The organism is Burkholderia sp. MSMB1078WGS, assembly GCF_001528895.1.
Classification (GTDB): domain Bacteria; phylum Pseudomonadota; class Gammaproteobacteria; order Burkholderiales; family Burkholderiaceae; genus Burkholderia.
Map to the genome: position 1 here is coordinate 49,013 of NZ_LPDI01000040.1, position 22,696 is coordinate 71,708.

A 22,696-nucleotide genomic window follows, 5' to 3' on the forward strand; every position below is an offset into this window, starting at 1 on the left:
CCCGCCGATGTTGCGATCCAAAGCATCATGGCTTTCGCTAAGCGCTTTCCTGTTTGACCTGACGGCGGTCACCGCCGCGTGGTTGTTCGCCTATCTTGTCCGATTCAACGGCAGTATTCCGTCTGACTTTCTTGGCGGCGCGTTGACGGCGCTCGTCTGGGTGTTGCCCGTCTATGCGCTGATGTTCCTCGTGTTCGGTCTGTATCGCGGCCTATGGGTATTCGCGAGCCTTCCCGACCTCGTTCGGATCTCGAAAGCAGTGGTCGGCGGCGGCGTGATCGTGATGATCGGCGCCGTGATGTTCCAGCCGCAGCCGATCATCCCGCGCTCGGTGCTGCTCGTGTCGCCGTTGATGCTGTTCCTCGCGATGGGCGGCGCGCGCGCGCTGTATCGCGCGACGAAGGAGTACTACCTGTACGGCGGGCTCGTCGGCAAGGGCAAGCCGGTGCTGGTGCTCGGCGCCGGCACGGCCGGCGCGAGCCTTGCGCGCGAACTGTCGCGCTCCGGCGAATGGCGCCTCGTCGGCCTGCTCGACGACGATGTCACGAAGCAGGGCCGCGAAATCTACGGCTACAAGGTGCTCGGCTCGTTCAACGATCTCAAGCACTGGACCGATGCGATGAAGGTCGAATACGCGATCATCGCGATTCCGTCGGCGTCGGTCGAAACACAGCGTCGCGTTGCGACCCTGTGCGTGCGCGCCGGCGTGAAAGCGATGGTGCTGCCTTCGCTGACTGCACTGATGCCGGGGCAGGGCTTCCTGTCGCAGGTGCGGAGCATCGATCTCGAGGATCTGCTCGGCCGCGATGCCGTGACGATCGATACGCCGCATGTCGAGGCGCTGCTGCGCGGCCGCGTCGTGATGGTGACGGGCGCGGGCGGCTCGATCGGCTCCGAGCTGTGCCGGCAGATTCTGCGCTTCGCGCCGGCGCAGCTCGTCGCGTTCGACCTGTCCGAATACGCGATGTATCGGCTGACCGAGGAGCTGCGCGAGCGCTTCCCCGATCTTCCTGTCGTGCCGATCATCGGCGATGCGAAGGATTCGCTGCTGCTCGACCAGGTGATGTCGCGCCACGCACCGCACATTGTGTTCCACGCGGCTGCCTACAAGCACGTGCCGCTGATGGAAGAGCACAACGCATGGCAGGCGCTGCGCAACAACGTGCTCGGCACCTATCGCGTGGCTCGCGCGGCGATTCGCCACGACGTGCGCCATTTCGTGCTGATCTCGACCGACAAGGCCGTCAATCCGACCAACGTGATGGGCGCGAGCAAGCGCCTCGCCGAAATGGCGTGCCAGGCATTGCAGCAGACGAGCGGGCGCACGCAGTTCGAGACGGTGCGGTTCGGCAACGTGCTCGGGAGCGCGGGCAGCGTGATCCCGAAGTTCCAGCAGCAGATCGCGAAGGGGGGGCCGGTGACGGTCACGCACCCGGAAATCACGCGTTTCTTCATGACGATTCCGGAAGCATCGCAGCTCGTGCTGCAGGCGTCGAGCATGGGGCGGGGAGGCGAGATCTTCATTCTCGACATGGGTGAGCCGGTGAAGATCGTCGATCTCGCGTGCGACCTGATTCGCCTGTACGGCTTCTCGGAAGAGCAGATTCGCATCGAGTTCACCGGGCTGCGGCCGGGCGAGAAGCTGTACGAGGAACTGCTGGCGGACGACGAGGCGACGACGCGTACGCCGCACCCGAAACTGCGGATCGCGCGCGCGCGCGAAGTACCGGACAACCTGCTCGATGAATTGCTGCCGTGGTTGATGCAGCATCGCGTGTTGTCCGACGACGAAGTGCGGCGCGATCTGCGGCGCTGGGTGCCGGAATACCAGACGGCCGTTGCCCCCGTGTTGCAGAGCGTGCCGTCGGTGCGCGTCGCATCCAACGGGTGACGCGATCAGGCTGTGAGCCGCACACGACGTTGCGACAAAAAAAGCGCCCGGCACGGGCGCTTTTTTTGTCTGGAAGCCGGCGTATCGCTCAGCGGCTCTGTCGGTGCTTGCGCACTACCATCCATCTGGGCGCCCTGAACCGCACGATGCTGAGATAAAGCCAGACATAAGTGAGCGCGAACAGCACGACGAACACGAACAGATGCACCGTATGCCGCCAGAACAGCGTCGCCGGAATCACCGCGACGAGGCACAGCAGCCACAGATAAGGTGAAGTCAGCGAATTGCGTCGCGTCAGATCGTGCGCATGCTTCGTCCCCACGGCCCACCGCATCAGCCGCTTGTACACGAGCATATGCAGGTGCACGCCGTCCGGAATCCCCGGCGACATCCCGCGAATGAACTTCTTCCGGTAGATCGAGAAGCAGGTCTCGAAGATCGGATACATGAACAGCAGCACCGGATACCACGCGGACACTTCGCGATTGCGCATCACGAGCATGATCGCGAGCTCCGCGAGCATGAAACCGATGAAATACGCGCCGCCGTCGCCGAGGAAGATCAGCCCGGCCGGGAAATTCCACAGGAAGAAGCCGAGCACGGCGCCCATCATGATGATCGACGCGGACATCACGACCGGGTCGTTGACGTGGAACGCGACGTACGCGAGCGACGCGAACATCATGAAGCTGACCATCGAGGCGAGCCCGTTGAAGCCGTCGATGATGTTGATCGCATTCGCGAGCGCCGCGACCGCGAGCACCGTGATGAACGCCGAGATGGCGACATACCCGAGCAGGAAATCGAGCGGCGGCACGCTGATGCGCTTGACCGCGATGCCCATCAGCCAGAACGCCAGCGCGGCCGCGCCCATCGTGCAGAGCAGCCGCGCGCGCGGCGACACGCGCTTGGTCAGGTCCTCGACGAGGCCGGACAGGAACGCCGGCAACCCGCAGGCAGCGATCCCGAGAATGCTGCCGGCGATCGTCGGATAGCGCCGCGATACGAGCAGCGCCGCCACGACGACCCCGGCGAGGATCCCGATGCCCCCCACTCGCGGCACCGGCCGCACGTGGAATTTCTGCACGCCGGCCAGGTCGCTGTCGATCGAGAATTTCTCGTGAAGGTGCGCGTAGCGCACGATGAACAGCGTGACGAGCAAGGAGACGATGAAGCCGGACGCGAAGCTGAGCATGGGATCGCTCGAAAAATGGACAGCGGATTATACAAAACCGCGCGGGTTCCCCTCCTGCCATCGCCAGTGGTCGGCACACATTTCCTCGATACCGAGCGTCGCACGCCAGCCGATGATGTCGGCGGCGGCCTGCGGGTTCGCATAGCACTCGGCGATATCGCCCGGGCGGCGCGCGACGAGTTCGTACGGCACCGGGCGGCCCGACGCCTTCTCGAACGCACGCACGACTTCCAGCACGCTGTAGCCCTGGCCCGTGCCGAGGTTCACGACGAAGCTCGCGTCGCGCCTGGCGAGCGCGTCGAGCGCGGCGATGTGCCCCTTCGCGAGATCGACGACGTGGATGTAGTCGCGCACGCCGGTGCCGTCCGGCGTCGGGTAGTCGGAGCCGAACACGCGCAGCTTCTCCAGCTTGCCGACCGCGACCTGCGCGACGTACGGCATCAGGTTGTTCGGAATGCCGGCCGGATCCTCGCCGATCAGCCCGCTCGCATGCGCGCCGACGGGATTGAAGTAGCGCAGCGTCGCGATGCGCCACGACGGGTCCGAGACTTCGAGATCGCGCAGGATCTGCTCGGCGATCAGCTTTGACTGGCCGTACGGGTTGGTTGCGGACAGCGGGAACGATTCGTCGATCGGCGAGCGCTCGGGCACGCCGTACACGGTCGCGGACGAGCTGAACACGAACTGCCTGACGTTGCGTTCGCGCATGACCTTGAGCACGGCGAGCAGGCCGCCGATGTTGTTCTGGTAGTACTCGAGCGGCTTCGCGACCGATTCGCCGACGGCCTTGAGCGCCGCGAAGTGAATCGTGCCGGTGATCGGGTGCGCGTCGAACACCTTCGCCAGCGCAGCTTCGTCGCACACGTCGACCTGGTGGAACGCGGGCGTCTTGCCCGTGATCTGTTCGATGCGTCGCACGGACTCGGCCTTGCTGTTGACGAGGTTGTCGACGATCACGACGTCGTAGCCGTTGTCGAGCAGTTCGACGGCGGTGTGCGAGCCGATATAGCCGGCGCCGCCGGTGACGAGGATGGTGCCTTTAGCGGTCATTGCTGATGCGCTCCTTCAGAGTGTGAATCCTGTCAACGAGTGGATGGTCTCCCTGTAGCGTTCGACGACCTGCTGTTCGTCGAATTCCGCCGCGACCTTGTGCCGGCCGCGTGCGCCCATCGCCGCACGGCCTTGCGGTCCGAGCGCGATCATGCGATTCAGTTGCTCCGCGAGGCTCGCGCTGTCGCGCGCGCGGCACAGGAAGCCCGTTTCGCCGTCGGCGACGACGTCGCGGCAGCCCGGCACGTCGGTCGCGACGATCGGCCGCCCCATCGCCGATGCCTCCATCAGCGTGCGCGGCACGCCTTCGCGGTACGACGGCAGCACGACGCAATCGGCCGCCGCGATGTGCGGGCGCACGTCGTGCGCTTCGCCGAGATACTCGACGATGCCTTCGCCGACCCACGCGTCGACATCCGCGCGACCGATCGCGCTCGGATTGTCGACGCCGAGCGGCCCGAGCAACTGGAAGCGCGCGTTCGGGACGCGCTCGCGCACGCGGCGCGCGGCCTCCACGTATTCGCGCACGCCCTTGTCCCACAGCAGCCGGCCGATCAGGATGAAGACGGGGGCGTCGCCGGCGGGCAGCGGCACGGGCGCGAACTGGTCGAGATCGACGCCTTCGCCGTGCAGCAGCCGCGCGCGCTCGGGATGCGCGAGCAGCCGTTCGTCGGCGAAGGTCGCGAGATCGTCGCGGTTCAGGAACCAGACTTCGCGCGGGAAGCGGAACGCGAACCGGTACAGGCGTTTCGCGACGCTCGCCGCGCGGCTCTTCTGGATGAATACGTAACCGAGCCCCGTCGTCACCGCGATCGACGGCACGCGCGCGAGCCACGCGGCCACCGAGCCGTAGATGTTCGGCTTGATCGTGTAGTGGAACACGAGATCGGGCCGCAGCGCGCGGTAGTGGCGCACCAGCGCGGCGAGCGTGCCGAGATCCTCGCGCGGGCTCGTGCCTTTCGACGCGACCGCGAGCGCCACGTAGCGGCAGCCCATCTGCTCGAGCAGCGGCACCGTGCGGTCGTGCGGCGCGATCACGACGACCTCGGCGCCGCGCGCGACGAGCGCACGGATCAGCCCGTGGCGGTACGTGTAGATCGCCCAGGCCGTGTTGCAGACGAGCGCGATGCGCAGCGGGGAGGTGGCGGACATGAAAAAAAGAAAAAATAAAGCGTCGAAATTGCCGAACGGGCCGGATACGCGTCAGGCGGACGGCCGCGCGGCGAACAGCGTCTGCTTGATCCGCTGCAGCGTACGGTACGGCGTCACGAAATGCAGCAGGTTCTTGGCGAGGCCGGCCCAGTCGTACGGGTTCAGCACGTTGAAGTGGCGCAGCAGCAGCGTGAGCGTCGACACCAGCTGGCGCCGGCGTTTGGTCGCACTGATCCCGCCCTCGTTAAGCTCGTAATACAGGCCGAGTTCCGGCAGGTTCGCGCAATCGTAGCGTTGCATTAACCGTAAAAAAAGATCGAGATCCTCGGCTGCGCGGTACTTCGCGCGATAGTTGCCCACTTCGCGCACGGCGTCGATGCGCAACATGACCGACGGATGCACGAGCGGCGAGCGCAGGAAGCGCGTGCGGCGCAGCGTGCGCGGATCGGCGGGCGGCGTCAGCATGAAGCGCGGCTCGCCGGCGCGCGACACGACCTGCGTCCACATGCCGACGCAGGCCACGCGCGGGTGGGCGCCGAGATAGGCGCGCTCTTTCGCGAGGCGCTGCGGCGCGGCGAGATCGCCCGCGTCGATGCGGGCCGCGTAGCGGAAACCGCGCGCCGCGAGCGCATCGATGCCGGCCGCCAGTGCGCGTTCGATGCCGCCGTTGCGCGGCATGCGCAGCACGTCGATCGACAGGCCCGGCAAGTCGGGCGCGACGATCGGCGGCGTGCTGCCGTCGTCGACGATCAGCACGTGCACGGGCGCATCCTCGCGAAACGACGCGAGGGTTCGGACGACGTCGTCGTGCCCGTTGTAGGCCGGCATCAGTACGGCCACGTCGTCGAGCGGGGGCGGGCAATCGGGGGACGTCATGTTCGCAGCTTGAAACGGATGTAATAAAAGTTGACGGCAGCGGCGGCCAGGTAGCCAGCCGCCAGCCCGACGAGCGCGCCGTACAGGCCGAGCCGCGGGATCGCGAACAGGTTGACGAGCGCGGCGATCGCCAGCGCGAGCAGCCATTTCGTCAGCAACACGAATTTTGCTTGATATTTGAGCACGATAAGATTGCCTATCGCCTCGATGCCGGCCGGCACGGACAGCCAGACGGCCCAGCGGAAGATGTCGACCGACGCCTCGTAGCCGCGGCCGAACACCTTGCCGACGATCAGCGGGGCGGCCGCGTCGAGCACGAGCGCGCCGGCCGTCATCAGGCCGGCCGTCATCGCGATCAGCCGGACGATGTTGCGGCGCAGCCGGGCGACGTCCTGCACGCGGTAGACGAAGGCGGGCGCGATCGTCTGCGCGAGCATCAGCGCGAGCGTGATCCAGTTCTCGTTGAGCTGCTGCGCGGCCGAATAGCGGCCGAGGTCGGCGAACGATACGTGGCGCTCGAGCATCAGGCGGTCGAGCTTCAGGAACAGGTACATGCAGATGAGGCCGAGCCAGAACACGGTGCCGGCCGTCGCAAAGTGCCGGAACAGCGGGGTATCGAACGTCCAGCCGAGCGTACCGCCGTTACGGTGACGGTAGTACAGCAGCAGCGCGAAGCCGATCGCGGCGGCTTCCAGTGCCCACAGCCACGCGAAGCGGGCGGGCCCGGCGGCCGCGCGCACCAGCAGCCAGACGAGCAGCGCCTTGGCGAGCGCGGTGACCATGCTGGTGACGAGCTGCGGCTTGCTGTAGGTCATGCTCTGCAGCCACGCGTTGATCACGCCGACGAACGGCTCGCGGAACACCATCGTGACCGCCAGGCCGGCGAGCATCGCGCCGACCAGCGGGTCGAAGGCGCCCGCGGCGATCGCGATCCAGGTCGCGACGAGCGCGGCCGCCGACACGGCGATGCGCAGCACGAACGCGCTGCCGAGCACCGCACCGAGCTGGGCCGGCGGGCGCTGGACGATGGTCGGGACGAGGATTTCCGCGCCGCACACCCAGGTGAGCGGCGCCAGTACCAGGAGAAGCGTATTCGCATACTGCCATTTGCCGAACACATCTGGCCCGAAATAACGGGCCAGCAGGCCGCTGATCGCGATCGCGACGCCGATCTGCGTGAGCCGTTCGAGCCCGAGCCAGACGAGGTTCGCGACGGCCTTCGCGACGTCCGGGTTGCCGAAGCGCTTCAGCATGCGCGGCAGCGGCGGTGCGCGCGGCGGGCGGCCGGAAACGGCGGGTGGGCGGCGGCGGGACGGCTAGGCATTAAAATGGGCGACATGCGCGTCATCAAAACCCGCGATTATAAGTGGGATCGCGGCTGCTCCAGCCGTTGCTCGCCGTGTCGTGCCGGCAGGCACGTATCATGTGCGGGACCCGCGAGCGGCGGCCGCGCAAGCCAGACAATTTTCCATGCACGCAACCGAGAGAAGAGAATCGATGATTTCCCAATCCATCTTCAAGGCATATGACATTCGTGGCGTGGTCGGCAAGACACTCGACGTCGACACCGCGCGCGGCATCGGCCGGGCATTCGGCAGCGAAGTGCGTGCGCAGGGCGGCGATGCGGTCGTCGTCGCGCGCGACGGCCGCCTGTCCGGGCCGGAGCTGGTCGGCGCGCTGGCCGACGGCCTGCGTGCGGCCGGGGTCGACGTCGTGGACGTCGGCATGGTGCCGACGCCGGTCGGTTATTTCGCGGCGAACGTGCCGCTGGCGCTGAAGGGCGGCGAGCGCCGCGTCGATTCGTGCATCGTCGTCACGGGCAGCCACAACCCGCCCGACTACAACGGCTTCAAGATGGTGCTGCGTGGCGCCGCGATTTACGGCGAGCAGATCCAGGCGCTGTACCGCCGCATCGTCGACGAGCGGTTCGAGACGGGCAGCGGCACGTATGAAGCGATCGACGTCGCGGACCAATACATCGCACGCATCGTCGGCGACGTGAAGCTCGCGCGGCCGCTGAAGCTCGTGGTCGACGCCGGCAACGGCGTCGCGGGCCCGCTCGCGACGCGCCTCTTCAAGGCGCTCGGCTGCGAGCTCGTCGAGCGCTTCACCGACATCGACGGCACGTTCCCGAACCACCACCCCGATCCCGCCCACCCGGAGAACCTGCAGGACGTGATCCAGGCGCTGAAGGACACCGATGCGGAGCTCGGCTTCGCGTTCGACGGCGATGGCGACCGCCTGGGCGTCGTCACGAAGGACGGCCAGATCATCTATCCGGACCGCCAACTGATGCTGTTCGCGGAAGAAGTGCTGTCGCGCAACCCGGGCGCCCAGATCATCTACGACGTGAAGTGCACGCGCCACCTCGCGCAGTGGGTGAAATCGAAGGGCGGCGAGCCGCTGATGTGGAAGACGGGCCACTCGCTCGTGAAGGCGAAGCTGCGCGAGACCGGTGCGCCGCTCGCCGGCGAAATGAGCGGCCACGTGTTCTTCAAGGATCGCTGGTACGGCTTCGACGACGGCCTGTACACCGGCGCGCGCCTGCTCGAGATCCTCGCGAAGACGGCCGATCCGAGCGCGCTGCTCAACAGCCTGCCGGACGCGATGAGCACGCCCGAACTGCAGCTCTGGCTCGACGAGGGCGAGAATTTCCGCCTGATCGACAAGCTGCAGAAAGAGGCGAAGTTCGACGGTGCCGAAGAAGTCGTGACGATCGACGGCCTGCGCGTCGAGTATCCGGACGGCTTCGGTCTCGCGCGTTCGTCGAACACGACGCCGGTCGTCGTGATGCGTTTCGAGGCCGAGACGCAGGAAGGGCTCAAGCGCATCCAGGAAGACTTCCGCCGCGTGCTGACGGCCGCGAAGCCGGACGTCAAGCTGCCGTTCTGAGCGCCGGCGGCCGGCGGGCCGCCCGTACGACGGCCGTTCGTCGGCCGTGCATATCCCGAAAAGCGGTGCGCGCCCCCGGCGCGCGGCCGCTTTTTGTCTATCCGGCCCTTCGGCCGGGATAAAATCCCTCCTTTATGTCCGTCGCCGGCTGCCAGCCGGCGTTTTTTCAGCGTGCAAAAGATCCTGATCGTGCGCGTGTCGTCGCTGGGCGACGTCGTGCACAACATGCCGGTGATCGCCGATATCCGGCGCCGTCACCCCGATGCGCAGATCGACTGGCTCGTCGAGGAAAGCTTCGTCGACCTCGTGCGGCTCGTCGACGGCGTGCGCAACGTGCTGCCGTTCTCGCTGCGCCGCTGGCGCAAGAAGCCGTTCTCGGGCGCGACGTGGCGCGAGATCCGCGCATTCCGTCGGCGCCTCGCGGCCGAGCAGTACGACCTCGTGATCGACTGCCAGGGCCTCATCAAGACGGCGTGGGTCGCGAGCTGGGCGCGCGGCCCGCTCGTCGGGCTCGGCAACCGCACCGACGGCGCCGGCTACGAATGGCCGGTGCGTTTCTTCTACCGCAAGCGCGTGCCGATCGCGCCGCGCACGCACGTCGTCGAGCGCTCGCGCCAGCTCGTCGCGGCCGCGCTGGACGACCCGGCGCCGACCCCGGCCGATCCGGTCGAATTCGGCCTCGACACGCGCGCGGCGGCGCTCGCGGTGGCCGCGCTCGGCCTGAACCTGCCGGTGCCGTACGTCGTGTTCGTCCATGCGACGTCGCGCGCCGACAAGCAGTGGCCGGACGCCGCATGGATCGAGCTCGGCCAGGCGCTCGTGCGGCGCGGTGCGTCGCTCGTGCTGCCGTGGGGCAACGACGCGGAGCGGGCGACCAGCGAGCGGCTCGCGAAGGAGTTCGGCGCGGCGGCGATCGTGCCGCCGAAGCTGTCGCTGCCGGCCGTGGTCGGGCTGATCGACGGTGCGGCCGCGACGGTCGGGGTTGATACAGGTCTGGTTCACATCGCGGCCGCGCTGAAGCGTCCGACGATCGAACTGTACAATTTCGCGACGGCCTGGCGGACCGGCGGCTACTGGTCGCCGAACGTCGTCAATCTCGGCACGGCGGGGCAGCCCCCGTCGATCGCGCAGGTGAAGTCGGCGCTCGCGGGCTTCGGTCTCCTGTAACGCTGTCCACACGCGAACCGATCATGAGCGAATCCCAGATCATCGAAGTCTCGTCCGCCGACTGGAGCGGACACAACCTGTCGGCGCCGCGCGAGCAGTTGCTGGCCGCGGTCGAGGAAGGCAAGGTGCTGTATTTCCCGCACCTGCGCTTCGCGATCGAAGGCGGCGAGGAAGCGCTGCTCGATCCGGCGCTCGCCGATCCGAAACGCAAGAACATCAGCCTCGCGCCGAACGGCGGCGCGCTCGCCGGCGTGCTCGGCGACAGCGTCACGCAATCGGCCGTGCGCGCGCTCGTCGCGCGCTTCCAGCAGCAGGCCGGCACGCTCGTCGACGGCCTCTTTCCCGAATACCGCGGCAAGTTGCGCGTCGCGCCGACGAGCTTGCGGCTGATGCAGGTCGAGACGCGCCAGACGTCGTGGCGCAAGGACGACAGCCGGCTGCACGTCGATGCGTTCCCGTCGCGGCCGAACTACGGCGAGCGCATCCTGCGCGTGTTCACGAACGTGAATCCGGCCGGCGTGCCGCGCGTGTGGCGTGTCGGCGAGCCGTTCGAGGACGTCGCGAAGCGTTTCCTGCCGAAGATCCGGCCGCAGTTCCCGGGCTCGGCGTGGCTGCTGAACCTGCTGCACGTGACGAAATCGCCGCGCAGCGCGTACGACCACCTGATGCTGAACCTGCACGACGGGATGAAGGCCGATCTCGACTACCAGAAGACTTGCCCGCAGCAAACGATGCCGTTTCCGCCGGGCAGCGTGTGGATATGTTTCTCGGATCAGACTTCGCACGCTGTGATGTCCGGCCAATTCATGCTCGAGCAGACCTTCTTCCTGCCGGTCGATGCGATGGTTCGCCGCGAATGCGCGCCGCTCGGCATTCTCGAACGCCTGACGGGCAGGGCGCTGGTTTGAGCGCGCACCTGTTTCGACGCCACACCCGGGCGGCCGCATGCTGAGGGCGATCTATCGCACGCTGTGGTGGCTCGTCGCGCCGGCCGCGGTCATCCGGCTCTATGTGCGCTCGCGCAAGGAGCGCGGCTATCGCGAGCATATCGGCGAGCGCTTCGGTCACGTCGCGGGCCGCTCGCGCGACGACCGCGCGCCGCTGATCTGGGTGCATGCGGTGTCGGTCGGCGAGACGCGCGCGGCGCAGCCGTTGATCGATGCGCTGCTGCGCGCGCGTCCCGATGCACGCATCCTGCTCACGCACATGACGCCGAGCGGCCGCGCGACCGGCGAACAGATCTTCGGCGATCGCGTGCTGCGCTGCTACCTGCCGTACGACATGCCGGGCGCGGTGCGGCGTTTCCTGCACGCATGGCGGCCGACGCTCGGCCTCGTGATGGAAACCGAGGTGTGGCCGACGCTGATCGACGAGTGCCGCCGCGCGGACGTGCCGCTCGTGCTGACCAATGCGCGGATGTCCGCGCGTTCGTTCCGGCGCGCGGCGAAGTTCGGCGCGGCGACGCGCGACGTGTTCGGCGGCTTCTCGCGCGTGCTCGCGCAGAGCCCGGCCGATGCGGAGCGGCTGACGTCGCTCGGCGCCCGCAACGTGACCGTGCTCGGCAACCTGAAGTTCGACATGACGACGCCGCCGGAACTCGCGGCGCGCGGCCATGCATGGCGCGATGCGATCGGTGCGCGGCCGGTATGGGTCGCCGCCAGCACGCGCGAGAACGAAGAAGCGCTGGTGCTGCAGGCGTTCGCGGAAATGCGCACGCTCGGCGCGCTGCTGGTGCTCGTGCCGCGTCATCCGCAGCGCTTCGCCGAAGTCGAGGCGCTCGTCGCGCGCAGCGGGCTCAAGTGCGTGAGGCGCTCCGTCTGGGCCGCCGATGCGGCCGCGCTCGCGGCGGGCCGTCCGGCCGCCGAACCGCTGCCGGGCGACGTGACGGTGCTGCTCGGCGATTCGATGGGCGAGCTCGGCGCGTACTACGCGGCGGCCGACATCGCGTTCATCGGCGGCAGCCTGCTGCCGCTCGGCGGGCAGAACCTGATCGAGGCATGCGCGGTCGGCGTGCCGGTGCTGATCGGGCCGCACGTGTTCAACTTCACGCAGGCGACCGCCGATGCGGTCGCGGCAGGCGCCGCGATGCAGGTCGAGGATCCGCTCGATCTCGCGCACGTGCTCGACGCGCTGTTCGCCGACAAGGCGCGGCGCATCGCGATGGGCGCGGCCGGCGCGGCCTTCGCGTCGCGTCACCGCGGCGCGACCGCGCGCACGGTCGACGTGCTCGCCGCACTGCTGCCGCCCGCCGAAACCGGCGTGCGCGCGTTGCCGGACGCCGTCGACGACGACGCATGACGGGACGGGCGGCGCGCTGCCGCCCGGACACGCGCGGCGGCGTCGCCGCTCGCCGCCGCGCGGCTCACACCGTCAGCAAGCCCTTCTTCTCGATGAACGCGATCACGTCCGCGACGCCGTCGAGCGCCTTCAGGTTCGTCATCACGTAAGGCCGCTCGCCGCGCATCTTCTTCGTGTCGGACGCCATCACGTCGAGGTTCGCGCCGACGAGCGGCGCGAGGTCGGTCTTGTTGATCACGAGCAGGTCGGACTTCGTGATGCCGGGGCCGCCCTTGCGCGGAATCTTCTCGCCGCCGGCGACGTCGATCACGTAGATCGTCAGGTCCGACAGCTCGGGGCTGAAGGTTGCCGCGAGATTGTCGCCGCCCGACTCGATGAACACGATGTCCGCATCGGGAAAGCGCGCGAGCATCCGGTCGACGGCTTCGAGATTGATCGACGCATCTTCACGGATCGCCGTGTGCGGGCAGCCGCCCGTCTCGACACCCATGATGCGTTCCTCGGGCAGCGCGCCCGCGACCGTCAGCAGCCGCTGGTCTTCCTTCGTGTAGATGTCGTTCGTGATCGCGACGAGGTCGTAGCGCTCGCGCATCGCCTTGCACAGCATTTCGAGCAGCGTGGTCTTGCCGGAGCCGACGGGGCCGCCGATGCCGACGCGCAGCGGCGGCAGTTTCTTCGTGCGGCGAGCGGAGGAGGGAGCAGGTGCGTTCATGGTCGGGCGATGAGGTTCAGGAGCGGAACAACCGCGAATACTGGGTTTCGTGCCGCGCGGACAGGATGCCGAGCTGCGGTGCGAACGTGTTGACGGCGTCGGGCGGCGTCGCGAGCGCGCGGCGCACGGCCGCGTCGATCGCGCCGCGCAGCGCGACGATGATGCGCTGGCCGGCGAGCTGGCCGAGCGGCACCGCTTTCAGCGCGGCCGACGTCTGGTTCTCGACCCAACCGAACGCGTACGCGGCGAGCGTTGCATCGGCGCCGGCATCGTGCGCCGCGGCCGCGTAGGCGAATGCGGTCGGCAGCGCGATCGGCGTGAACGATGCGAGCGTCGCGCGGCGCGCGGCATCGCCCCATTCGAGCGACGCGCACAGTTGCGCGAGCGACCAGCCCATCTGTTCGGTCTCGCGGCGCAGTTCGGCCGACTCGCGGCTTGCGACGAACCATGCGTTCTCGCGGGCCAGCGCGTCCGCATCATGTGCGTGCCAGCGCGCGAGCTGGTGCGCGAGGAACGGCAACTCGCCGTGCGCGAGCACGTCGGTCAGGCCGCTCGCGATCCAGTCGCGCGCGGTGTCGGCGTCGCGGATCAGGTTCGCGTCGAGCGCGGCTTCGAAGCCCTGCGAGTAGCTGAACGCGCCGATCGGCAATGCGGGCGACGCGAGATGCAGCAGCGCGACGAGCTCAGTGGTGGTCATGACCGTGGTGGCCGTGCGCGCAGCCCGGACCATGCTGATGATCGTGATCGTGATCGTGATCGTGATCGTGATCGTGATCGTGCGAGTGCGAGTGCGAGTGCGAATGGCCGTGGTGTTCGCCGAACACCTGCTGTGCGAGCGCGTAATCCTCGGCGAATGTCGCGTCGTGCCCGTGCTTGTGGCCGCCGCCGTACGCGCCGGCTTCCGGCTGGAACGGTGCGCTCGTTTCGTCGACCTGCGTGCCGAGCCGGCGCAGCATGTCCGCGAGCACCGGATCAGCTTCGAGCTTCAGGTAACCGTCGCCGATTTCGACCGGCGTGTGGCGGTTACCGAGATGGTACGCGGCGCGCATCAGCGTGAGCGGGTCGGTCGCGCGCACGAGCAGCACGGTTTCGGGCGCCGCGGCGATGCGCACGAGCGCGCCGTCGTCGGCGACGAGTACGTCGCCGTCGCGCAGCACGGTGCCGCGCGGCAGCAGGACCGCGACGTCCTCGCCGGTGTCGAGCGTCGCCGCGAGGCGGCTCTTGCAGCGGGCGTCATAGGCGAGCGTGAGCGTCGGCGCGCGCGCGACGAGCGACGCGGCGAGTTTCACGTTCGGGGCAATGCGTTTGTCGAGGGTGCGCATGGAACGAAAAACAGGAAATCAGAACAGGAAATAGCGCTGCGCCATCGGCAGCACCGTTGCCGGTTCGCAGGTGAGCAACTGACCGTCGGCGATCACGTCGTAGGTTTCGGGATCGACGCTGATCGACGGCCGCCACGCGTTGTGGATCATGTCGGCCTTCGTCACGTTGCGGCAGTTGCGCACCGGCACGACATGCTTCGCGAGCCCGTAGCGTTCGGCGATGCCCGCGTCGGCTGCCATCTGCGACACGAACGTCAGCGACGTGCGCGCGAGCGCGCCGCCGCGCGTCGCGAACATCTCGCGGTAGTGCACTGGCTGCGGCGTCGGGATCGACGCGTTCGGGTCGCCCATCTGCGCCATCGCGATCATCCCGCCTTTCAGGATCATCGACGGCTTGATCCCGAAGAACGCCGGCTCCCACAGCACGAGGTCGGCCCACTTGCCCGGTTCGATCGAACCGACTTCATGCGCGATACCGTGCGTGATCGCCGGGTTGATCGTGTATTTCGCGACGTAGCGCTTCGCGCGGAAGTTGTCGTTGCGCGCATTGTCTTCCGCCAGCGCGCCGCGTTGCACCTTCATCTTGTGCGCGGTCTGCCACGTGCGGATGATCACTTCGCCGACGCGGCCCATCGCCTGCGAGTCGGACGACAGCATCGACAGCGCGCCGAGATCGTGCAGGATGTCCTCGGCCGCGATCGTCTCGCGGCGGATCCGCGACTCCGCGAACGCAAGATCCTCGGTGATCGACGGATCGAGGTGATGGCACACCATCAGCATATCGAGATGCTCGTCGAGCGTGTTGATCGTGTACGGGCGCGTCGGATTGGTCGACGACGGCAGCACGTTCGCCTCGCCGCACACCTTGAGGATGTCGGGCGCGTGGCCGCCGCCCGCGCCTTCGGTGTGGTACGTGTGGATCGTGCGGCCCTTGAACGCGGCGACCGTCGATTCGACGAAGCCGCCTTCGTTCAGCGTGTCGGTGTGGATCGCGACCTGCGTGTCGGTGTCGTCGGCGACCGACAGGCAGTTGTCGATCGCGGCGGGCGTCGTTCCCCAGTCTTCGTGCAGTTTCAGCCCGATCGCGCCGGCCGCGATCTGTTCGACGAGCGGCTGCGGCAGGCTCGCGTTGCCCTTGCCGAGAAAGCCGAGGTTGATCGGCCAGCCGTCGGCGGCCTGCAGCATCCGCTCCATGTGCCACGGGCCCGGCGTGCAGGTCGTCGCGTTGGTGCCGGTGGCCGGCCCCGTGCCGCCGCCGAGCATCGTCGTGACGCCCGACGCGAGCGCCTCGTCGATCTGCTGCGGGCTGATGAAGTGGATGTGCGTGTCGATGCCGCCGGCGGTGACGATCAGCCCTTCGCCGGCGATCACTTCGGTCGCGGCTCCGATCGCGATCGTCACGCCGGGCTGGATGTCCGGATTGCCGGCCTTGCCGATCGCGGCGATGCGGCCGTGCTTGATCGCGATGTCGGCCTTCACGATGCCCCAGTGATCGAGGATCACCGCGTTCGTGATGATCGTGTCGGGCACGTCGGCGGCCACGCGCTGCGACTGGCCCATCCCGTCGCGGATCACTTTCCCGCCGCCGAATTTCACTTCCTCGCCGTACGTGGTGAAGTCGCGTTCGATCTCGATCAGCAGTTCGGTATCGGCGAGCCGCACGCGGTCGCCCGTCGTCGGCCCGAACATTTCCGCGTACGCGCGGCGGCTCAAGCGTAATGTCATGTGCTGTTCCTGAAGAGCGGGGCGCGGCTTACAGCGGCCCCATCACCTTGCCCTGAAAACCGTAGACGGCGCGATCGCCGGCCAACTCGACCAGCTCGACGGTGCGGGTCTGACCGGGCTCGAAGCGCACCGCGGTGCCGGCCGCGATGTTGAGCCGGAAGCCGCGCGCGGCCGCGCGATCGAACGACAGCGCGTCGTTGACTTCGAAGAAGTGGTAGTGCGAGCCGACCTGCACCGGGCGGTCGCCGGTGTTCGCGACGACGAGCGACAGCGTCGCGCGGCCCGCGTTGAGTTCGTGCTCGCCGTCGTCGGTGAGGATTTCGCCGGGAATCATGCGCGGGGCCTCGGTCACGGAATCGGGTGGTGGACGGTGACGAGCTTGGTGCCGTCGGGGAAGGTCGCTTCGACCTGGATGTCGGGAATCATTTCCGGCACACCGTCCATCACATCGTCGCGCGTGAGCAGCGTCGTGCCGTAGTGCATCACTTCGGCGACCGTCTTGCCGTCGCGCGCGGCTTCCATCAGCGCGGCGGTGATGAACGCGACCGCCTCCGGATAGTTGAGCTTCAGGCCGCGCGCGCGGCGGCGTTCGGCGAGCAGCGCCGCCGTGAAGATCAGCAGCTTGTCCTTTTCGCGGGGAGTCAGTTTCATGAAGGCAGTCGTTCAGGAAAACGTAATTTTTATCGGTGCGCGGCGGTGCGGGCAGCGCGCGGCTCATCCTAGCACCGCGCCGTTTTACGTGCGTCGTGTATCGGTTATGTAAGCAGCAAGGCCCGTGCCATGCCGACGAAATGTGCGGATGTGCGCGTTCGTGGTGCGCGATGCATCGAATGCGGGCGGCATCGGCGGCGGTGCTGCGCCGAAACGGTGCGTGCCGCGTTCGGTACGTTCAGGTTTGCCAGAGACGCAGCGGCCGTGCATCGACGCCGTGCACAATCGGACGCAGATAAAGCCAGCAGTCGGTGAGGTGACGTTGCAGCGCTTCCATCGACGTCGACAGCGCACGCACCAGCACGACGCCCGGCGTCACGCAGGTTGCGCCCGCGCGCAGCGTATCGTCGAACGGCATCCGCGCGGCGAGCGCTTCGGCCAGCGCCGCATCGCACGCGGGCCCGGCTGCCCACAGCGTGCCGTACACGGGAAAGCCTGCGAGGCCCTGCAGTGCACCGCGCAACGGATCGTGCGCGTCGAGCAGTGCGCGCTCGGTCCACAGCGGCCGGCCCTCGGCATCGACGAGTGCCGAGCGCGACGCGATGCGGCCCGCCGACCAAGTTTCGCCGGCCGCCTGTCGGCCGAGCTGCGTCGCGTCCCAGCCGATCGCGCTCGCGCCGGCGCCGAGTGCCACCGTGAAGTCTAGCGAGGCATGCGCGGCGTCGAAGAACAGGTTGTTCTGCGGCAGCCAGTCGAGCTTCGCGTGCGCGCCGACCGTGATGCCGATGCGCTGCGTCGCGTCGAGGCCGTTCGACTTGTACCATTTGGTCGCACCGGGCGTCGTCAGCGCGGCATGCGTGCCGTCGCCGAGCGCGATGTCGATGTCGAGCCGGTCACCGCCGGCGACGCCACCCGGCGGGTGAACGATCACCGCGTGGCAGATCGCGTCGCCTTCCGGATACAGCGGCCGCTGCACGCGCAGCGGGCCATCGTGCAGCCGGTGAACGAGCGTCGTGCGCGCTCCGTGCCGTTCGAAGCCGAGTTCGAGGCGGCCATGCCAGGACTTGGCGACGGCGGGGCGGGACAGCGGGGCGTGGGAGTCGGGGGCGGACATCGGCAGGAAGCTGGGGACGGGCACGGGAAACGAGGATGCTAACGCAACAATATACGCGTGAGCAGAGGCGTTGCCGAGCGGGCGGGGGCTTCGGGAATGTACGGCCGTTTGCATAATCGCCGGATGCCGGGCGACGAGCGCCATCCGCCTAACACCGCTCGTCAAACGCCGACCGCCGACCGCCAAACGCCAAACGCCAAACGCCAAACGCCAAACGCCAAACGCCAAACGCCAAACGCCAAACGCCACTCACCGCCATCGTGCGATCCCCTACCGCGTTGCCCGCTACACCGCGATCAGCTCGCGCACGCCGTTCGTCTCCATATCGCGCGCATCGCCCCCCGCGACGATCTCGCCGCGGCTCATCACCCAGTAGCGATCGGCGATCGATCGCGCGAAATCGTAATACTGTTCGACGAGCAGCACGGTCATCTTCGATTCGTCGACGAGCTGGCGCAGCGTGCGACCGATGTCCTGGATGATCGACGGCTGGATGCCCTCGGTCGGCTCGTCGAGGATCAGCAACTGCGGCTCGCTCATCAGCGCGCGGCCGATCGCGAGCTGTTGCTGCTGGCCGCCCGACAGGTCGCCGCCGCGCCGCGCGCGCATGTCCTTCAGCACCGGGAACAGGTCGTAGATGCGATCGGGCACCTTCGAGGGCGCCTTGCGGCTCGCCGCGCCGACGAGCAGGTTCTCCTCGACGGTGAGCCGCGGAAAGATGTCGCGGCCCTGCGGCACGTACGCGAGCCCGGCCGCGACGCGCGCATACGGCGGCAGTGCGCCGAGCGCGGTGCCGCGCCACGACACGCTGCCGCTCTTCGCGGCGACCACGCCCATCAGGCAGCGCAGCAGCGTGCTCTTGCCGACGCCGTTGCGGCCGAGCAGCACGGTGAGCTTGCCGTCGTCGGCGGCGAGGTTCACGTTGCGCAGGATATGGCTGCCGCCGTAGTACTGGTTCAGCGCTTCGATTTTCAGCATCGCATCATCGTCCGAGGTAAGACTCGATCACCGCGTCGTCGCGCTTGACCTGGTCGAGCGTGCCGTGCGCGAGCACCGCGCCTTCGGCCATCACCGTCACGCGCCCCGTGTCGCCCGCGAGCGCCGCGACGAATTCCATGTCGTGCTCGACGACCATCATCGAGCAGGTGCCGCGCAGCGTGTTCAGCAGCTCGGCGAGCTCCATCGTCTCGTGGTCGGTCATCCCGGCCGCCGGCTCGTCGAGCAGCAGCAGCGCGGGGCGCTGCATCAGCAGCATGCCGATTTCGAGCCGCTGCTTCTGCCCGTGCGACAGCTCGCCAGCGGCGCGATACGCGTGGCTTTCGAGTCCGATCAGCGCGAGCGTCTCCTCGATCTTCGCCTGCGCGGTGCGGTCGAGCCGCGCGCGCAGCGACGCGAGCCAGCCCTTGTCGGTCTGCATCGCGAGTTCGAGGTTTTCCCACACCGGGTGCTGTTCGAACACCGTCGGCTTCTGAAACTTGCGGCCGATGCCCGCACGCGCGATCTCGGGCTCGTTCATCCGTGCGAGGTCGATCGTCTGGCCGAGAAACACCTTGCCCGCATCGGGCCGCGTCTTGCCGGTGATCACGTCCATCATCGTCGTCTTGCCCGCGCCGTTCGGGCCGATCACGCAGCGCAGCTCGCCCGCGTCGATCGCGAGCGACAGCTTCTTCAGCGCGCGAAAGCCGTCGAAGCTCACCTCGATATCCTCGAGATACAGGATCGTGCCGTGCGACGTGTCGATGCCGGGCGGCACGACGCGCCCCATCGACGCGCTGCCGCTGACGGCGAGCAGTTCGTCCTCGGGCGGCGGCGTGAACTGGTAGAGCGCCGTTCCGTTCATGCGCGTTTCCCCTTTGCGAGCACGGTTTCGACGAGGCCCATGATTCCGCGCGGCAGCAACAGCGGCACGAGCACGAAGATCAGGCCGAGGAAGAACAGCCAGTATTCGGCGAAGTACGCGGTGAAGAAACTCTTCGCGCCGTTCACCGCGAACGCGCCGACGATCGGCCCGATCAGCGTGCCGCGCCCGCCCACCGCGACCCAGATCGCCATTTCGATCGAGTTGCCCGGCGACATCTCGCCGGGATTGATGATGCCGACCTGCGGCACGTACAGCGCGCCGGCGATGCCGCACAGCACGGCCGACACGGTCCACACGAACAGCTTGTACGCGAGCGGGCTGTAGCCGAGGAACATCAGCCGCGTCTCGCCGTCGCGCACCGCGGTCACCACGCGCCCGAGCTTGCTCGTGACGATCGCGCGCGCGGCGATGAACGCGAGCACGAGCGTCGCGAACGTCAGCAGCAACAGCACCGTGCGCGTGCCCGGCGACGTGATCGCGAAGCCGGCGATGCGCTTGAAATCGGTGAAGCCGTTGTTGCCGCCGAAGCCCGTCTCGTTGCGATAGAACAGCAGCATCGCGGCGAACGTCAGCGCCTGCGTGATGATCGACAGGTACACGCCTTTCACGCGCGAGCGGAACGTGAAGAAGCCGAACACCCACGCGAGCAGGGCCGGCACGAGCACGACGAGCGCGAGCGCCCATGCGAGATGCTGCGTGCCGCTCCAGTACCACGGCAACTGGTGCCAGTCGAGAAACACCATGAAGTCGGGCAGGTCGCTGCCGTACTTGCCGTCGCGGCCGATCTCGCGCATCAGGTACATGCCGATCGCATAGCCGCCGAGCGCGAAGAACAACCCGTGGCCGAGGCTCAGGATCCCGCAGTAGCCCCACACGAGATCGAGCGCGAGCGCGGCGATCGCGTAGCACATCAGCTTGCCGGCGAGCGTCATCGTGTACGCGGACAGATGGAGCGCGCTGGCTTCCGGCACGACGAGCGCGGCGAGCGGCACGCCGATGCCGATCGCCACGCACAGCGCGACGAGCGCGAGCCATGCGCGGCGCGACAGCAGCGCAGGGCGGGGCGGCAGGCCGAGCGCGAAGCCGTCCGCCGCGCGCGCGGCGGCGGCGGACTGGGACGTACCGGCGACCGGGTTCGGTATCGAATCGGTGAATGAAGTCACGTCAAGCCTCCGCGCTGCGGCCCTTCGGCGCGAACATGCCCTGCGGGCGTTTCTGGATGAACAGCACGATCATCACGAGCACCGCGATCTTCGCGAGCACGGCGCCCCAGAACGGCTCGATCGCCTTGCTCGCGAGGCCGAGCCCGAAGCCGCCGAGCACGGTGCCGGCGATCTGCCCGACGCCGCCGAGCACGACGGCCATGAACGAATCGATGATGTAGTTCTGGCCGAGATCGGGGCCCACGTTGCCGATCTGCGACAGCGCGCAACCGCCGAGGCCCGCGATGCCCGCGCCGAATGCGAACGCATACGCGTCGACGCGTGCGGTCTTCACGCCGACGCAGGCGGCCATGCGGCGGTTCTGCGTGACCGCGCGCACGAATAGGCCGAGCCGCGTCTTCGTCAGCACGGCCCACGCTACGAACACCACCGCGAGCGCGAACGCGAGGATCGCGAGCCGGTTGTACGGCAGGATCAGGTTCTGCATCACCGTCACGCCGCCGCTCATCCACGACGGGTTCACGACCTGCACGTTCTGCGCACCGAACAGCATGCGCGTCGCCTGGATCAGGATCAGGCTCACGCCGAAGGTCGCGAGCAGCGTTTCGAGCGGGCGGCCGTACAGGTGCCGCAGCACGAGCCGCTCGAGCACGATGCCGACGAGCGCGGCCGCCGCGAACGACACGGGCACGGCGACGAGCGGATACCAGTCGAATGCGCCGGGCGCGTAGCGCTGGATCAGCGTCTGCACGACATAGGTTGCGTACGCACCGATCATCAGGAATTCGCCGTGCGCCATGTTGATCACGCCGATCAGCCCGTACGTGATCGCGAGACCGAGCGCGGCGAGCAGCAGCACGCTGCCGAGCGACAGGCCGGCGAACAGCGTGCCGGCGATTTCGCCGCGGCGCTGCAGCGCGTGGAGCGCGTCGAGTCCCTGTTGCGCGGCGGCGCGGACCTGCGCATCGGGTTCCGCGTCGCTGCCGTCGGCGTTCTTCGCGACCAGCGGGCGCAGTTGTTCGATCATGTCGAGATCGCTGCGCGCGGCCACCACCTGCACGGCTTCGAGGCGCCTGGCCGGATCGGCGTCGTGCAGCGCGGCGATCGCCCACAGCGCGTCGAGCCGACGTTTCAATGCCGGATCGGTTTCCTTTGCACGGGCGCGGTCGATCATCGGCTTGAGCGCCGGGTCGGGCGATTTCAGCAGCGCGTCGATCGCGTCGCGGCGCGCGGCGATGTCGGGCGACGCGAGCGCGAGGCCCGACAGCGCGCCGGCGATCTTCGTGCGCAGCAGGTTGTTCAGCATCACCGGCTGCGCGTCGCCGGCCGGCGTCGCGGCCTGCGTGAGCGCGTCGTGCGCGGTGTCGCCTGCCTGGATCAGCAGGCGGCCGTCGCCGGTCGCGAGTGCATCGCCGCTCGACAGCGCGTTGAGCACCGCAACGGCGCGCGGATCGGTGTCGGCGGCGAGCCGTTCGATCGCGGCCGTCTTCGCGTCGAAGTCGTCGCCGGCGAGCGCGGCGGTATCGGCCGCCGTCAGCGCGAACGCGGCGTGCGGCAGCATGCCCGCGAGGGCGGCGCATGCCGCGATCGCGCGGGCGGCTCGGCGAAAGCGTGTAGGCATCGGGAA

General features: G+C 68.1%; 21 protein-coding genes. 5 read left to right on the forward strand and 16 right to left on the reverse strand.

What is annotated here, in order from left to right; translation table 11 throughout:
* Positions 1 to 7 precede the first annotated feature (7 nt).
* Positions 8 to 1,891 (forward strand): nucleoside-diphosphate sugar epimerase/dehydratase, encoded by a 1,884-nt coding sequence (locus WT24_RS10820; RefSeq protein WP_060033428.1) that lies wholly within the window; start codon positions 8 to 10, stop codon positions 1,889 to 1,891.
* Between the two features lie 88 nt (positions 1,892 to 1,979).
* Here the strand turns inward: WT24_RS10820 and WT24_RS10825 are convergent, their stop codons facing one another.
* The 5 genes from WT24_RS10825 to WT24_RS10845 are packed head-to-tail and all read right to left on the reverse strand — an operon-like array spanning position 1,980 to position 7,417.
* Complete coding sequence (locus WT24_RS10825; RefSeq protein WP_059499848.1) at positions 1,980 to 3,086, reverse strand: glycosyltransferase; 1,107 nt, start codon at positions 3,084 to 3,086, stop codon at positions 1,980 to 1,982.
* A 27-nt stretch (positions 3,087 to 3,113) separates the two neighbouring features.
* The gene (gene galE, locus WT24_RS10830) at positions 3,114 to 4,136 is read right to left on the reverse strand and encodes a UDP-glucose 4-epimerase GalE (RefSeq protein WP_060033430.1); all 1,023 of its coding nucleotides are present in this window, start codon (positions 4,134 to 4,136) and stop codon (positions 3,114 to 3,116) included.
* Between the two features lie 15 nt (positions 4,137 to 4,151).
* Positions 4,152 to 5,288, reverse strand: a complete 1,137-nt coding sequence (locus WT24_RS10835) for a glycosyltransferase family 4 protein (RefSeq protein ID WP_059791650.1) — start codon at positions 5,286 to 5,288, stop codon at positions 4,152 to 4,154.
* Positions 5,289 to 5,339: 51 nt separating this feature from the next.
* Positions 5,340 to 6,164, reverse strand: coding sequence for a glycosyltransferase (locus WT24_RS10840; protein WP_059836933.1), 825 nt, complete (start codon positions 6,162 to 6,164; stop codon positions 5,340 to 5,342).
* The gene (locus WT24_RS10845; protein ID WP_059499852.1) at positions 6,161 to 7,417 is read right to left on the reverse strand and encodes a lipopolysaccharide biosynthesis protein; all 1,257 of its coding nucleotides are present in this window, start codon (positions 7,415 to 7,417) and stop codon (positions 6,161 to 6,163) included. Before WT24_RS10845 ends, WT24_RS10840 begins: the two co-directional genes overlap by 4 nt.
* A gap of 244 nt (positions 7,418 to 7,661) precedes the next feature.
* Here WT24_RS10845 and WT24_RS10850 point away from each other — a divergent pair, with 244 nt between their 5' ends.
* The 4 genes from WT24_RS10850 (at position 7,662) to waaA (ending at position 12,521) form a co-directional block, all read left to right on the forward strand.
* Positions 7,662 to 9,056 carry a phosphomannomutase/phosphoglucomutase gene (locus tag WT24_RS10850; protein ID WP_059499854.1) on the forward strand — a complete coding sequence of 465 codons (1,395 nt, stop codon included), beginning with the start codon at positions 7,662 to 7,664 and terminating at the stop codon, positions 9,054 to 9,056.
* A gap of 171 nt (positions 9,057 to 9,227) precedes the next feature.
* Positions 9,228 to 10,223, forward strand: a complete 996-nt coding sequence (waaC, locus tag WT24_RS10855) for a lipopolysaccharide heptosyltransferase I (protein ID WP_027783735.1) — start codon at positions 9,228 to 9,230, stop codon at positions 10,221 to 10,223.
* 23 nt (positions 10,224 to 10,246) lie between these two features.
* Entirely contained in the window at positions 10,247 to 11,131 is an 885-nt protein-coding gene (locus tag WT24_RS10860) for a Kdo hydroxylase family protein (RefSeq protein WP_059499857.1), read from the forward strand.
* Between the two features lie 37 nt (positions 11,132 to 11,168).
* Positions 11,169 to 12,521 (forward strand): lipid IV(A) 3-deoxy-D-manno-octulosonic acid transferase, encoded by a 1,353-nt coding sequence (gene waaA, locus WT24_RS10865; RefSeq protein WP_060033432.1) that lies wholly within the window; start codon positions 11,169 to 11,171, stop codon positions 12,519 to 12,521.
* A 64-nt stretch (positions 12,522 to 12,585) separates the two neighbouring features.
* Here the strand turns inward: waaA and ureG are convergent, their stop codons facing one another.
* The 11 genes from ureG to urtB all read right to left on the reverse strand — a co-directional run bounded on the left by ureG (position 12,586) and on the right by urtB (position 22,690).
* Positions 12,586 to 13,233, reverse strand: coding sequence for an urease accessory protein UreG (ureG, locus tag WT24_RS10870; protein ID WP_034206603.1), 648 nt, complete (start codon positions 13,231 to 13,233; stop codon positions 12,586 to 12,588).
* A gap of 16 nt (positions 13,234 to 13,249) precedes the next feature.
* Positions 13,250 to 13,930, reverse strand: coding sequence for an urease accessory protein UreF (locus WT24_RS10875; RefSeq protein WP_059499863.1), 681 nt, complete (start codon positions 13,928 to 13,930; stop codon positions 13,250 to 13,252).
* The gene (gene ureE, locus WT24_RS10880) at positions 13,917 to 14,555 is read right to left on the reverse strand and encodes an urease accessory protein UreE (protein ID WP_060033435.1); all 639 of its coding nucleotides are present in this window, start codon (positions 14,553 to 14,555) and stop codon (positions 13,917 to 13,919) included. The genes WT24_RS10875 and ureE overlap by 14 nt, the downstream gene beginning before the upstream one ends.
* An 18-nt stretch (positions 14,556 to 14,573) precedes the next feature.
* Entirely contained in the window at positions 14,574 to 16,280 is a 1,707-nt protein-coding gene (ureC, locus tag WT24_RS10885) for an urease subunit alpha (RefSeq protein ID WP_060033438.1), read from the reverse strand.
* Between the two features lie 28 nt (positions 16,281 to 16,308).
* A complete protein-coding gene (locus WT24_RS10890; RefSeq protein WP_059499866.1) occupies positions 16,309 to 16,614 on the reverse strand; it encodes an urease subunit beta in 306 nt (101 codons plus the stop codon).
* A gap of 14 nt (positions 16,615 to 16,628) precedes the next feature.
* Positions 16,629 to 16,931 (reverse strand): urease subunit gamma, encoded by a 303-nt coding sequence (gene ureA / locus WT24_RS10895; protein WP_006406310.1) that lies wholly within the window; start codon positions 16,929 to 16,931, stop codon positions 16,629 to 16,631.
* A 238-nt stretch (positions 16,932 to 17,169) separates the two neighbouring features.
* Complete coding sequence (locus WT24_RS10900; protein ID WP_060033441.1) at positions 17,170 to 18,045, reverse strand: urease accessory protein UreD; 876 nt, start codon at positions 18,043 to 18,045, stop codon at positions 17,170 to 17,172.
* Positions 18,046 to 18,330: 285 nt separating this feature from the next.
* Positions 18,331 to 19,023: an urea ABC transporter ATP-binding subunit UrtE gene (urtE, locus tag WT24_RS10905; protein ID WP_034206609.1), complete on the reverse strand. Its 693-nt coding sequence runs from the start codon at positions 19,021 to 19,023 to the stop codon at positions 18,331 to 18,333.
* A gap of 4 nt (positions 19,024 to 19,027) precedes the next feature.
* The gene (urtD, locus tag WT24_RS10910; RefSeq protein ID WP_034206610.1) at positions 19,028 to 19,885 is read right to left on the reverse strand and encodes an urea ABC transporter ATP-binding protein UrtD; all 858 of its coding nucleotides are present in this window, start codon (positions 19,883 to 19,885) and stop codon (positions 19,028 to 19,030) included.
* Positions 19,882 to 21,069: an urea ABC transporter permease subunit UrtC gene (gene urtC, locus WT24_RS10915; RefSeq protein ID WP_060033444.1), complete on the reverse strand. Its 1,188-nt coding sequence runs from the start codon at positions 21,067 to 21,069 to the stop codon at positions 19,882 to 19,884. Before urtC ends, urtD begins: the two co-directional genes overlap by 4 nt.
* A gap of 1 nt (position 21,070) precedes the next feature.
* Entirely contained in the window at positions 21,071 to 22,690 is a 1,620-nt protein-coding gene (gene urtB, locus WT24_RS10920; RefSeq protein WP_060033446.1) for an urea ABC transporter permease subunit UrtB, read from the reverse strand.
* Positions 22,691 to 22,696: the final 6 nt, after the last annotated feature.